This is a genomic window from Acaryochloris thomasi RCC1774, assembly GCF_003231495.1.
In the GTDB taxonomy this organism is placed as follows: Bacteria; Cyanobacteriota; Cyanobacteriia; order Thermosynechococcales; family Thermosynechococcaceae; genus RCC1774.
In genome coordinates this window covers 117,662-132,568 of record NZ_PQWO01000009.1, presented here as the reverse complement: position 1 = coordinate 132,568, position 14,907 = coordinate 117,662, and the positions used below count along the sequence as shown (strand labels likewise).

General features: G+C 51.9%; 4 protein-coding genes. All 4 read left to right on the top strand.

Going from position 1 to position 14,907, the window contains the following annotated elements; genetic code table 11:
• Positions 1-2: 2 nt before the first annotated feature.
• Genes C1752_RS15165 through C1752_RS15150 form a run of 4 tightly spaced genes read left to right on the top strand, consistent with a single transcriptional unit; the run spans position 3 to position 14,854 of the window.
• On the top strand, positions 3-3,107 hold the full coding sequence (locus tag C1752_RS15165) for a non-ribosomal peptide synthetase (protein WP_110986920.1): 3,105 nt from the start codon (positions 3-5) through the stop codon (positions 3,105-3,107).
• Positions 3,097-9,345, top strand: coding sequence for a non-ribosomal peptide synthetase (locus C1752_RS15160; protein WP_110986919.1), 6,249 nt, complete (start codon positions 3,097-3,099; stop codon positions 9,343-9,345). Before C1752_RS15165 ends, C1752_RS15160 begins: the two co-directional genes overlap by 11 nt.
• A complete protein-coding gene (locus tag C1752_RS15155) occupies positions 9,342-10,397 on the top strand; it encodes a TauD/TfdA family dioxygenase (RefSeq protein ID WP_110986918.1) in 1,056 nt (351 codons plus the stop codon). Before C1752_RS15160 ends, C1752_RS15155 begins: the two co-directional genes overlap by 4 nt.
• Entirely contained in the window at positions 10,397-14,854 is a 4,458-nt protein-coding gene (locus C1752_RS15150) for a non-ribosomal peptide synthetase (protein WP_110986917.1), read from the top strand. The genes C1752_RS15155 and C1752_RS15150 overlap by 1 nt, the downstream gene beginning before the upstream one ends.
• The last annotated feature ends 53 nt before the right edge of the window (positions 14,855-14,907 follow it).

The following is a 14,907-nucleotide window of genomic DNA, read 5'->3' as shown; positions in this document are numbered from 1 at the left end:
CCATGCAGTCTCAAACCCTCAGCGGATTTCAACTATCAACTCAGCAGCGCCAACTTTGGTCACTGCAGACAGAGCAGGCTCACTGCAATCAGATTCTTGTGTCATTGAAGGGAGACCTCGATAGAGGAAAACTTCGTCAAGCCTTGGAGACCGTTGTTAAACGTCACGAAAGCTTGAGGACGATCTTTCGCCAACCGGCCACGCTGACGATGCCTCTCCAAGTGGTGGAACCCCAAGCCCCTGTAAGTTTGCAGCGTGTTGAGGAAAACATCACTCTAGAGCAAGCCATTGCAGACATTCGCCAACAGCCCCACACCTTAGAACAGCTCCCGGTCATTAAAGCCGTTTTAGGAGGGCAAGCCAAAGAATATTGGCTACTTCTGACCGTACCCGCCCTCTGTGCAGACCATCACAGCCTGCATCTCTTAGTCACTGAGTTAGCGCAACATTATGGTGGACAGAGACTCACCGACTCTGAAGAGCTGGTTCAATTTTCTGAATTCGTAACTTGGCAGCAGTCCCTAGAGAATGATGAAGAAGCCAGCGCTGGACAAGATTTTTGGCAACGGCGAGTAGAGCTGCCATCGCTCTCGGCTCCTTTGAGTCGGAGGAATGCACCTTCTGACAATCAAACTGAAGTCCACAAAATTCAGCTATCAAAATCTGTGCAGGAACAGCTTAGTTCCTCGCCGAATTCTGGTGCAATTCTGCTTGCCAGTTGGCTAGTGATGCTGTGGCGGCAGACAGAACAACCCGATTTCACCATCGGAGTCATTCCCCAACATCGCTCTGACCCAGAACTTGAGTCAGGCATCGGAGCCTTTCAGCAACCTCTTCCTTTTCTGGGATGTCTCTCTGAATCGATATCCTTTGCAACCTTAGTTCAACACGTTCAACAAGAATGGGAGCAGCTTGAAGAATGGCAGGACTACTTCCCTGGCGTTGAGCAAAAGCATTCCGTGGGCTTTGAGTATCAGACAATTCCGCTTCTCTCTGCGGGAGATTTAGCGTTTGAGATTGACCGGATCTGGGGAAGTTGTAATATTCCTCTCCATTTAACCTGTACTGCCCAAGGTAATACCTTCAAGGCTGCACTCTATTACAGCTCCAGTTTGCTATCGCAAGAGGCCATCAAGATATTTACAAGTCAGTGGCAGGCAGTACTGACTCATGCGCTAGAGAATCCAGAACAATCACTTGGCAACATTCCTCTCACACTCAAGCAAGAGGAGCTGCCCAGCCCTATAAAAATTGATCCAGGAACCCAACTCCTCGACTGTTTCCATCAGCAATTTGCTCAGCAGGCTTTGCAGAAACCCAACCAAACTGCGGTCGTGTATGAAGAACAGCAGCTTACCTATCAGGCTCTAGAACAACGGGCCAACCAACTGGCCCATGCGCTGCAGCACTGTGGCGCTGGCCCCGATATCCCTGTAGCACTGTATTTAGAACGTTCGGTGGATGCCGTCGTCGCAATTCTAGCCATTCTCAAATCAGGCAGCGCTTATTTGCCCCTTGATCCGGCCTTACCAACAGCAGGACTAGCGTTTAGACTGGAGGATGCAAAAGTCCCCGTCATCATTACCCAAACGGAGCTGCTGCCCAATTTACCGTCTGATTCCCCCCCTATCTTTTGCTTAGAAGCAGAACAAGAACGGCTCCAGCAGTATCCAATCAAACCGCCGCAGAGTCAGGCCACGCCCGAAAATTTGGCCTATCTAATCTATACCTCAGGGTCCACAGGGCAACCCAAGCCTGTTGCAGTGGAACACCGTCAGTTAATGACCTATGTTTACGGCATCATTGAGCGCCTGCAGCTCCCTCCCTCCGCTAGCTATGCCTCTGTCTCTACGCTAGCGGCAGACCTTGGGCATACAATGCTGTTCCCGAGCCTCTGCCAGGGGGGAACGCTGCATCTACTGGCAACAGAGCGCGTCTGCGATAGCCAAGCTTTTGCCGATTACTGTCAACAACAACAGATTGCTTGCTTGAAAATAGTCCCCTCTCATTTACAGGCACTCTTAAAGGGGCCAAGTCCTTCTGGCGTTCTGCCGCAACAGCGACTGATTTTAGGGGGAGAAGTCTGCCGCTGGTCATTGATTGAGAGCATTATGGCGCTGCAACCCCACTGTCAGATTTTCAATCACTATGGCCCTACTGAAACAACGGTAGGGGTGATGACCGAGGCCGTAACGACCGAATCCATTGCAGAAGCCATCAGTGCCACCGTTCCCCTTGGCATTCCCCTTGATGGTGTTCAAGTTTATGTGCTAGATGCTCATCAAAAGCCCGTCCCCATCGGAGTGCCAGGAGAAGTTTATGTCGGAGGGCGAACGGTGGGGCGAGGGTATCTCAATCGCCCTCAGCTCACAACTGAGCGATTTATTACTCTTCCCGTTGGGATAAATAGTGCTGAAGAGCGACTCTATAAAACCGGAGATCGCGCTCGACTGCTGCCCGACGGTTCATATGAATTCTTGGGACGAATCGATCAGCAAGTCAAACTGCATGGTTTTCGGATTGAGTTAGGTGAAATTGAGGCCGTCTTGACCCAGCACGACGCCGTAAAAGAAACGGTGGTCGTGGTCCGTGAAGATCAGCGAGACAATCCGATGCTGGTTGCCTATGTTGTGAGGACCAAAACCGTGACGGATACGGCTGACCTGCGGCAGTATCTGCAGACCCAGCTCCCGGACTATATGATTCCGAGTTTGCTTGTAGTGCTGAAGATCTTGCCCTTGACCACTAACGGTAAGGTGAACCGTCAGGCGCTGCCGATCCCAGAGAAGGTACGGCCAGAGTTAAGTCAGAATTTTGTGGCCCCCAGGACTGAGACTGAGGTTGCGATCGCAACTATCTGGTGCGACATTCTCCAGCTCGAGACCGTCGGCGTCACCGACAACTTCTTTGACCTCGGCGGTCATTCCCTCCTCGCCACTCAAGTGCTGTCCCGCCTGCGGGAAACCTTTCAGATTGAGCTACCTCTAAGACGGCTGTTTGACGCCCATACTGTCGCAGAAATCGCCGACGTCATTGAAGAAGTCTTAATTGCGGAAATTGAAGCTCTCAGCGACGACGAAGCAGAGGAGCAGCTCAATGCCAGCTAATACAGCTCAGCTTTCAGCGGCCAAACGTGCCTTACTCGCAAAGCGACTCCGAGGAGAGAGGAAACCTCGCGCCATCATTCCGCAGCGGCCTTCAAAAACATCAGCACCGCTATCTTTTTCGCAACAGCGGCTCTGGTTTCTGACCCAGCTTGAACCCAATCATCCCTTCTACAACATTCCCACTGCTCTGCGATTAGAGGGAGATCTTGATATTGATGCCTTCCAGCAGGCACTCAATCAGATGGTGGACCGACACGAAATTCTGCGGACGACTTTTGCCACGGTGGACGAACAGCCTCAGCAGATTATTCATCCGCATCTAAATAATGATTTCAAAGGTGTTGCACTCGCCCCCCCGGCCCCCCAACTCTGGGGGGAGAGTACCGCAAGATGGGATTGCTTCCCTATTGAGCAGATCAATTTATCGAAGCTATCTCAAGCAGGCCAAGAACAAGAGATTGAGCGATTAGCCATTCTAGATGGTGCAAAAGCCTTTGATCTCAGTAAAGGACCATTGCTGCGCGTCACGCTGATCGGGCTTTCTGCCGCAGAATCAGTTCTGCTATTTACGCTCCATCACATCATTTCTGATGCCTGGTCAACAGGCATTTTTGTCCGGGAACTGGCGCTTCTCTACACCTCGGCTCTTCAGTCAAAACCTGTGGCTTTGCCTCCCTTACCGATGCAGTACGCCGACTTTGCCCACTGGCAGCGGCACCAAACAAAGCGTCTAGAAACACAGCTCGACTATTGGCGACAGCAGTTTGAAACCCTGCCGCCGGTTCTAGCTCTTGCAACAGATCGGCCTCGTCCCGCTCAGCAAACCTACCAAGGCGATTGCTGCACTATTGAGCTGCCTGAACCGTTGACAGCAGCCCTAGAGCAACTCGCTCAAGAGACAGACTGCACCCTATTTATGGTTTTGCTGGCAAGCTTTCAAGTCTTGCTGCACCGCTACACCCACCAGTCCGATATAACGGTGGGTACTCCCATTGCCAATCGCAACCAGATAGAAATCGAAGGGCTGATCGGCTTTTTTCTCAATACCCTGGCTCTGCGAGCCGATTTATCCGGCAATCCCACCTTCAAAGAATTGCTAGAGCAAGTTCGAGAGCGAACGCTAGGGGCCTACGGTCACCAGGATCTACCCTTCGAAAAACTCATAGACGAGCTGGATGTTCTGCGTAATCTTAGTCACTCGCCACTGTTTCAGGTGATGCTGATTTTACAAAATGTGCCCACCACCTCCTTAACCGTTCCAGGGCTGACCCTCACCCCCCTGCGCTACGACACCCACACCACCAAGTTTGATTTGACCTTGATTTGTATAGAGCAGAATAACGGCCTCACTGCTCTGATGGAGTTCAGCACCGATTTATATAGTTCCGCCACCATCAAGCGGATGTTGGCTCATTGGCATACTTTGCTGGAGGGAATTGTTGAGCATCCTCAAGCAAATCTTAGTGATCTGCCGCTGTTGACACCTTTCGATTTAGAACAGCGTCAGAAGTGGAACCAAACCCAGACCCGCTATCCACTTGATCAGCCGCTTCATGTTTGGATTGAACAGCAGGTTGATCGGACGCCGGATGCGATCGCAACCTCCCTCGCTTCTCTTGAAGAAAACGGAACCCAAAAATCCCTCACTTATAGAGAGTTAGATACTCGCGCCAATCAACTTGCCCACACCCTCAAAGAAAGGGGCATTGGCCCAGATATCCTGGTCGGGGTTTTCCTAGAGCGATCGCTAGATCTAGTGGTTGCGCTGCTCGGCATTCTCAAAGCAGGCGGTGCCTATGTCTCTCTCGACCCAGACTATCCGGCAGAAAGAATCGCCTATATGGTGGCCGATGCTCAGCCCGCGCTTGTCCTGACGCAGGAGACGTTGCGATCTCGTCTACCCGAGAATGTCCCCTGCTTGCCCCTTGAACAGGACCAGATTGCCACACAGCCCCAAACCCACCTCCACAGTTCAGTTCATTCAGCGAACCTAGCCTACGTCATCTACACATCAGGCTCCACCGGCAAGCCCAAGGGAGCCATGAATACCCATGCGGCCATCTGCAATCGATTGCTGTGGATGCAGGAGACCTTTGCTCTAGATGCAACCGATCATGTCTTGCAGAAAACCCCTTTCAGTTTCGATGTGTCGGTATGGGAATTTTTCTGGCCTTTAATGACCGGAGCCAAGTTAGTGGTGGCTAAGCCAGGAGGCCATCGGGATAGCACCTACCTGATCAACTGTATTAAGGCTGAGCAGATCTCTACAATCCACTTTGTTCCGGCGATGCTCTCCGCCTTTTTAGAAACGCCTGATGTTGAACAATGCTCCTGTCTCAAAACCGTGATTGCCAGTGGCGAAGCGCTACCCGTCGCTCTGCAAGAGAAGCTTCAACAGCATCTACCAGCCCAACTTCATAACCTCTATGGCCCTACGGAAGCAGCCATTGACGTTAGCCATTGGCACTGCCAAGCCAGCGATCAACAGCTCAGTATTCCGCTGGGATATCCGATCGCTAATATTCAGCTTCACGTTTTAGATCAGTTTCTCCATCCCGTCCCTATTGGTGTGCCGGGAGAGCTGCATATTGGGGGCATTGGTTTGGCGCGGGGGTACCTCAATCGTCCGGGTCTCACAGCAGAGAAATTCATCCCCGACCCCTATTGCGATCAATCGGGGGCACGGCTGTATAAAACCGGCGACCTAGTGCGTTATCTACCCACAGGGGTGCTGGAGTTTTTGGGCCGTATTGATCATCAAGTCAAGATTCGGGGGTTACGGATAGAGCTAGGCGAGATTGAAGCAACCCTACAGCAGCACCCACAGATTAAAGAAGTTGCGGTCAAGGTCCACACCGCGCCCTCCGGGGCAAAACAGCTTGTGGCCTATGGCGTTTTAGAGCGTGAACTGAAGATAGCGGAACTACAGAAGTGGCTAGCGCCCAAGTTGCCAGACTACATGGTGCCTGGGATTTTTGTGCCTTTGCTACAGCTTCCTCTCTCTCCCAATGGGAAGATCGACCGTCGGGCATTAGTACCGCCTCACTTTGAGTCAGACAAACGTGAGCAGCAGCCTCCTCAGACAACTGCGGAGCAATTGTTAGCTGATATCTGGTCACAGCTCCTGAACGTGTCCTCTATTGGCATTGATGATAATTTTTTTGAGCTGGGTGGAGACTCTATTCTGAGCTTGCAGGTGGTGTCGAGGGCAACCCAAGCTGGCCTGCAGCTCACGCCGAAACAACTATTTCAACATCAGACGATTCGCTCCCTCGCGCAGGTGGCAGGTACGGTTCCCGTGATTAAAGCCGAGCAAGCGGTTGCTGGAAACAGTTCACTTTTGCCGATTCAGCACTGGTTCTTTGAGCAGGCACTCCCAAATCCTGACCATTGGAATCAAGCGGTTCTATTGAAGGTGCCTTCGTCGCTGACGTTTGTTGAACTGCAGCGGTGTGTTGAGCGGTTAGTGCAGCATCATGATGGGTTGCGATCGCAATTCTCTCCGACACAATTTTCCCCGACCCAATCCCACTGGACCCAAACGATTCCAGAGTCCACAAACGAAATCCTCTGCCAGGAGATCAGCCTTACCTCGCTTCCTCCTGAACAGCAGTCCCTCGCCATCACAGAGACAGCCGCTCAAGTACAGTCCAGCCTTAACATCACAGTTGGCCCCCTCCTTCAAATTGCTCTATTCCGCACGGCCCCTCAAGAAGCAGATCGCCTTTTAATCACGATCCATCATCTCGTTGTCGATGGTATCTCTTGGCGCATCTTGCTCGACGACTTTCAAGCCTTACTCAAGCAGCAGAACCTTCCCCCTAAAACCTGCTCCGCTCGACAATGGAATCAACAGCTTAAGGGTTATGATGCCCTTGCTCAAAAGGACTTTTGGCTACAGCAAGGAGTAGAGGCAACTCCATTGCCCATTGATTTTTCCGACGGCAGCAATACCTACGCCACTCGAAGAACGCACGAAATCCAGCTTTCAACTGCAGAGACCACAACGTTATTACAACGAGTCCCCAAAGCTTACTCCGCGACTATTAATGATTTGCTGGTGGCGGCGCTGGTTCGCGCCATCACCCAATGGTCAAAACAGCCAACTCTCCGCATCGACTTTGAGGGGCACGGACGGGCAGACCTAGGGATAGATATTTCCCGGACGGTGGGCTGGTTTACGACGCTCTATCCTGTTCAGTTTGATTTATCAGATGCAGCGGAACTTAGCACTGCGCTAAAGACTATTAAAGAACAACTGCGGCAGGTTCCTGATCAGGGGTTAGGTTATGGGGTCTTGCGCTACCTAGCGAGAGACGCAGAACTCCAATCCCAAGCCCCTGCGCCTATTCGATTCAACTATCTGGGACAGTTTGAGCTAGGAACGGATGCTCTCTTTTCTGTTGCTCCTGAGTCGATGGGGCCATTGAAAGGGTTAGACAATCCCTGCACACACGCACTAACGGTTGATGCTGAAATCACAGCAGGACAACTAACTCTTCGGTTTGGGTATAGTCAAGCCCAGTACCGGGCTGCCACGATTGAAACGATGGCGATGTCTTTTTGTGGAGAGTTGCGATCGCAACTCTCCCACTGCCTTGATCCAAACAACTGCGGCTTTACCCCCTCAGATTTCCCCCTCGCGCCCATCCAGCAGCGGCAGCTAGATCACCTAATCACAGCAAAAGGAAAAATTGCAGATCTGTACCCCCTCTCGCCAGCTCAGCAGGGCATTCTATTCCACACCCTCTACGCTCCTAACAGCGGCCTTTACATCACCCAGTTTTCCTACAAGCTCAAAGGGAATCTGAACGTTAACGCACTCCAACAGGCTTGGCAGGCAGTGATTGATCAGCATCCTGCATTGAGGACAGCCTTTGTCTGGGAAGGATTAGACCAACCGCTGCAATATGTAGAGCCTCAGGTCAGTCTCCCTTGGACCACAATCGACCTAGTTCCTTCTGACGCTTCGAGTCGAGACGATCAAAATCCTCCAATTTTGGGAGATTTAGGCTTCGATATGAGTTCAGCCGAACGGGGCCAACGCAGCAATATTGCATCCCAGCAGCACTCTCTAGAACAGTCTCTAGGAAAAATTCTTTACGACGACCGAGTTGAAGGCTTTGCGCTCGACCAAGCTCCGCTCATGCGTGTGCAGCTTGTCCGCCTGAGCGAAGACACCCACGAATTAATCTGGAGCTTCCACCATCTAATTCTGGATGGCTGGTCACTTCCGTTGGTGCTGCAAACGGTCTTTCAGCATTACGGTGCGTTAGAGAAGAGCCAATCCTTTGCAGCCCTAACCCCATGCCCCTACCGCGATTACATTCACTGGTTATCAAAGCAGGACCAAGACCAAGCCACTCAATTTTGGCGTCAGTACCTCCAGGGCTTTTCAAGTCCCACCTCCCTCGGCGGAAAGACAAACCCCATTCTGGGCAGTCGTGCAGATCGCGAACAGGGTTATACCTGCCTTGAGTACGTTGTCAGTGAAGAGGTCTCAATCACCCTCCAGGAATTCAGCCAGCGGCACCGCCTAACCACCAATACCCTCGCTCAAGGAGCCTGGGGCATCTTACTGAGTCATATCAGCGCTCAGCAAGACGTTGTCTTTGGAGCCACCACTGCAGGTCGCCCCCCTGAACTCGTCGGTGCAGAGCAGATGGTCGGAGTGTTCATCAATACGTTGCCTGTGCGAATACAAATTGAGCCGGAGCTAGAAATCCTTTCTTGGTTAATGGCTCTGCAGCAGCAGCAAATCACGGTTCGCCAGTACGAATACTCTTCTTTAACTCAAGTTCAGCAACTCACTGCCGTTTCCAAGGGAACTTCACTTTTTGAGAGTCTTCTGGTGTTTGAGAATTATCCCGTTGATGCCTCAGCCTTTCAAAATATGCCAGCTTCCGTTAGGTTGCAGGACTTTCGCTCGACCTCTAACAACAGCTACCCGCTTACCGTCCGAGTGCTACCGGGTGCCTCTCTCAAACTAGAAATGATGGTGGATTTAACGAGATTCCAAACCTCACAGATTGAACGTTGGCTACAGCAGTTCGCCACAGTTCTTCGGCAGATGACAGATTCTCAAACGACGGTGGGGCATCTACTCAACAATTTGCAAGTAGAGCAGCAACAGAATCAGAATCAACAGATGCAAACGCTAGAAACCTCTAGCTTAAGTAAGCTCAAGCGAGTTCGACGCAAAGCGGTTGCCCCCGACAATCAGGAGGTGTCGTCATGATTGCAAAACCCTCTCTCAAATTATTAAAGACTCGCCGTCGTCTAGTGCAGGTCTCTAGCGAAGAACTAGTGCAGGAATCGTTTTTCTCTGAAACGCAGTCACTGCCTTTGATTTTCCAGCCTGCTGTGAGTGGGCTGAGCTTAAAGACTTGGGCGGGGCAGAATCGCGATCGCATCTCCCCTCTCCTCAAAACCCACGGCGGCATTTTATTCCGTAATTTCCTGATCAACGGAGCCTCAGACTTCGGAGAGTTCATAGAAGCGATCTCCCAAACCCCAATGACCTACAGCTATCGCTCTACCCCTCGCACCCAAGTAGAAGGGAAAGTCTATACCTCCACGGAATATCCTGCAGATCGGGCTATCCCACTGCATAACGAAATGGCCTATGCGCGCCAGTGGCCGATGACGCTAGCGTTCTACTGTGAACAGCCTGCGACGGAACAAGGCGAAACTCCGATTGCCGATAGTCGGCGCGTTTTAGCTCATATTCCTGCCGAGATTCAAGAGAAGTTTTCAAGGTTAGGCATTCTGTACATTCGCAATTATGGCGGCGGTTTAGATCTCCCTTGGCAAGAAGTCTTTCAAACAGAAAATCATCAGGATGTTGAGGTTTATTGCCAGCAGGCAGCGATTGAGTTCGAGTGGTGGGGGCAAGATCAGCTTCGGACTCGACAGATTTGTGATGAGATCGCAACCCATCCCCACACCCACGAAACCGTCTGGTTTAACCAAGCCCATCTCTTCCACGTCTCAAACCTAGGGGCCGCTCAAGAACAGCTACAAACCAGCCTTAGCCAAAAACAGTGGCCCCGCAACGCCTACTTCGGTGACGGCAGCGAAATCCCTGAAGAGGCTCTAGCGACCATTCGAGCTGCCTACGCCCAAGAAACAATTCTGTTCCCCTGGCAGGCCGGAGACGTTTTGCTGCTAGATAACATGCTCACCGCCCACGGTCGCCGCCCCTTCAAAGGCTCCCGCCGCGTCCTAGCAGGCATGGCCGACCCCTATAGCACTCATCAATTGAAGCCGTCGCCGCAGGAGAGTCCCTAATGTCTCAACAAATCGCAGGCTTTAGACTCTCGCCACAGCAGCAGCATTATCTATCACTGCGCCAAGCAAACCCCCAGTTCCCGCACTGGAGTCATTGTGTCCTGCTTTGCCAAGGTGAACTTAAAACGCAGCAGCTTGTCAAAGCACTCAATGCCCTCGTGGAACGCCACGAAATTCTGCACACCAGCTTTCAATCTTTGGACGGCATGAACGTCCCGCTAATGGTGATCGAAGAAGTCACCCCACTGCCCCTAAAGCATTGGCAAGCGAAGGGCGTCTCCACCGATCGCACAGAACTGCATCAATTTTTAAAGACTTGGCCCTCTGCTCTACCCGATCTCTCTTCAGGAGCCTGTTTGCAAGCCATATTGCTTCCCTACCACGAGCAAGCCTTCTTAGTGTTAGCACTCCCCGCACTGTGTACAGATGCCGCAACTTGGCAACAGCTCAGCCAAGAATTAGCCGATCTCTATGGCTGTGAGCAATTGACTCTAGCCACCGAACCCATGCAGTATGCAGACCTCGCGGAATGGCAAAACGAGTTACTAGAATCAGAAGAGACTGCTGCAGGCCGTCAGTATTGGGAGAGGCAATCCCCGGCTAAGAGTCTTAAATTACCCTTCGCCATCCAGCCATCCAGAGAAGTGGGGTTTACCCCTCAATGCATTTCGCGTACCTTAGCCCCGCATATCGTAGCTAAGGTCACTCAGTTCGTCCAGAATCAAGGAATTTCTACTCGGAGCATCTACCTTGCCACCTTTCAGCTCTTGATCTCGCGGTTAACCGATGCCGCCGACTTCAAACTAGCCCTTATCTTAGATGGGCGGAAGTACGCAGAACTAGAAGAAGTTGCAGGTTTGATTGCCAAAGCGTTACCTGTGCAGATCAATCTCACCGCCGGACAGTCTTTTACTCATGTGCTTAAGGATGTTGAAAGCCGCACTCAAGAACTAAAGCAGTACCAAGAATATTTCAGTCCTGGTGATTCTCTACCTCGCATCAGTTTTGAGTACACGCAATGGCCCACTGAAATCAAGACCTCTGAGCTATCGTTGCAGCCGCTCTTGCAGGCCAGCTACCTCCATCCCTTTGAGCTTCAGCTTCACTGTATTCAGCAGGGTGAGGCTCTGTATCTAGAATGGCATAACGATTTGCAGCAGTTCACAGAGCAAGGCATTGAGCAAATTGCCGTCTTGTTTGAGGCGCTTCTAGACGTTGCGATCGCAACACCTAATCAAGCCGTGGAACATTTGACCTTACCAGGTCTAATCCCGAAGCATTCATCCCAGACATCACCTGCACCTTTTCCAACGGTCCATGACTGGTTTGCATCCCAGGCTGCATTGACCCCCAATCAAACTGCGCTTGTCGATGTTGCCCAGCAGTTGACCTATCAGCAACTCGACGAACGATCGAACCAGCTCGCCCACTATTTGCAAAGTCTTGGGATTGGCCCTGAACATCGGGTGATCGTGTATGGCGATCGCAACGCGGATCTAATCATCGCCATCTTCAGCATCTTAAAAGCAGGAGCGGCCTATGTCCCTGTCGATGCTGGGGTTCCGGCAGTGGCCCTTCAGCAGCGCATTGAGATTGTGGAGCCGACATTGATTCTGACGCTGGAACAGTTTTGCGATGGCCTAAGGCCGGTGGTCGACCATCGCATCCCCCCAAACACACCCGTTTTCTATCTTGATCAAGATATTGCCTCCCTGGCAGAGCAACCCACCACACCTCCAAACACCAGCGCAACAGCAGAGAATCTGGCCTACATCATGTTCACCTCCGGTTCCACGGGGCAACCCAAGGGCGTCGGCGTTGAACATCGCCAGCTCACAAATTACATCCACGGTATTTCTGAACGCATCAACAGTCCCAAGGCCGGACATTGGGGATTAGCTTCTACCTTAGCCGCTGACTTAGGCCATACCATCTTGTTTCCCTGCCTTTGCCACGGTCACAGCCTGCATATTCTGGCCCCCGAACGCTGCTTAGATGCCGTGACCTTTGCCGAAGATATCCAGGACATTGACGTTTTGAAAATTGTCCCTGCTCATCTAAGGAGTCTCTTGGCCGGATCACAGCCCGTTCTCCCCCATCAGCAAATCATTTTAGGCGGCGAAGCTCTGAACTGGCGTCTGGTGGATCAGATTCATGCGCTGTCACCGAACTGCCAGATTCTCAATCACTACGGCCCCACTGAAACCACCGTCGGCGTTCTCACCCACATTGAAGACGATCACCCCCGTGATACTTTGACGATGCCGTTGGGGCGTCCCCTCGCCAACACCCAAGCCTACGTCTTAGATCAAGAACTCCAGCCGCTCCCTCCGGGCATTGCTGGAACGCTTTATATCGGCGGGCAAGGCGTAACCCGAGGCTATTGGCAGCAGCCTCAACTGACCGCCACAGCATTTATCCCTGATCCTTTTAGTGAGCAACCGGGGGCAAGGCTCTACTGCACTGGCGACCGCGCTCGCTACAGCTACGACGGCTCCATCGAATTTTTGGGGCGACAGGATCTGCAGGTCAAGGTTCGGGGCTTTCGGGTGGAGGTCGCTGAGATTGAAGCGGTGCTGCTCAATCATGAACAGATTCAAGAGGCCGCAGTGGTTTTAACCGCCCATGAACAGGGCCATACTCAGTTAGTGGCCTACGTCGTTCCGCAGGTTTGGCCGGGGGCAACCAGTGCAAATCTGAGACTCTATCTACAGAATCAGCTCCCGGAGCAGATGATACCAACGCAGATAGCCGTCGTCAGAACGCTGCCGAAATTGGCGAATGGAAAGTGCGATCGCAACACCCTAGCAACTCAACCCATCGCCTCCGAAACGCAAGAGTTCACAGCTCCCCGTACCAAAGAAGAACAAACCCTCGCGCAGTTGTGGAGCCAGGTCTTAGGGCAAGACTCGATCAGCATTCACGATAACTTCTTTGAGCTTGGCGGAGACTCCATCCTCTGCATACAAATGGTAGGCCGCGCCACCCAACTGGGCCTGAGGTTTACCCCCAAGCAGCTCTTTGAAAATCCCACCATTGCTGAATTAGCAACGGTCGTAGAGACCACCGTTGAGATTACCGCCGAGCAGGGACTTGTGACAGGAGCCGTTCCCTTTACCCCCATTCAGCATTGGTTCTTGGCCCAACAGAACCCCGATCTGCACCATTGGAACCAGGCCACTTTCTTACAGAGTGATCAGCCGTTAGTCATTCAACATCTAGAGACCTCACTCGATACAGTCCTGACGCACCATGATGGGTTACGAGCCAGCTATACGCTGACCAGTGAAGGGTGGCAACAGGAGATCAGAGCAGCGTCTCTTAAGCCAATTTTGTCGGTGGTGGAACTCCCTGACTTACCCCCAGAAGAGCACGGCCCCACCTTGAGCGATCAGGCCAGCAAAATCCAGGCTAGTCTTGACATCACCAAAGGGCCATTAATTCGAGCGGTCCTGTTCAAGCTTGGCCCTCAATACCCAGAGTATTTGCTTTTGGTTTGCCATCACCTGATTATTGATGGGGTCTCTTGGCGCATTTTTCTAGAGGATTTACTCCGCCTCTATCAACAGCTTCAGCAAGGGCAGCCGATTAGTCTGCCGCCAAAAACCACGTCATTCCAGACCTGGGCCACTCGCCTTCAGGACTATGCACAATCTTCAGCGCTACGGCAGGAACTCGGTTATTGGCTAAACCCACTCCCTTCTCCTCCACTATCTCAGGATTTTGACCAGGTAGATACCGATTTATCTCATCAATGCACCCAAGCGTGTTCTCTCTCAGCAGAATTGACCCAAGCCCTACTCAATAAGGCACCGGCAACCTATCAAACTCAGATTAACGACTTACTCCTAACGGCGCTGGTGCTGACCCTTGGGCAATGGACGGGCCACTCTCACCTCCGCCTAGATTTAGAAGGACATGGTCGTCAAGATATATTCTCTGATTTGGATGTCTCTCGAACGATAGGTTGGTTCACGACGCTTTACCCAATCACCTTCAGTCTCAATACACCTGATGATTTAGGAGCCTCCATCCAAGAGGTAAGAACAACGCTCAGGCAATTGCCACAGCAGGGACTGGGGTTTGGGCTGCTGCGCTATCTCTGTGCAGATGCCCAAATCCATCGGCAGTTTCAAGCTCTGCCCCCTGCACAAGTTCGATTCAACTATCTCGGACAAACGGATCCTCTTCTCTCTGAAACCGATACATTGGCAGCCGCTCCCTTCCTCCCTGGGCGAGGTCATGCGTCGTCGAGTCGGCGCATGTATCTCCTTGATATCAGCGGCATTGTTCAATCGGGTCAGCTCATGTTGCAATGGCGCTACAGCGACCGGCTTTATTGTAGTCATACCGTTGAGAGGCTAGCTCAAAATTATCTTCAGCAATTGGAAACGTTAATTGTGCATTGCCAGTCGCCTGAGGCAACTCTCGATCTGCTAACGCCTCAGTTGTCCTAATTCGCCTATCAAATCAGATGATTTTGCACATTTTGATCACCTATTGATGTACA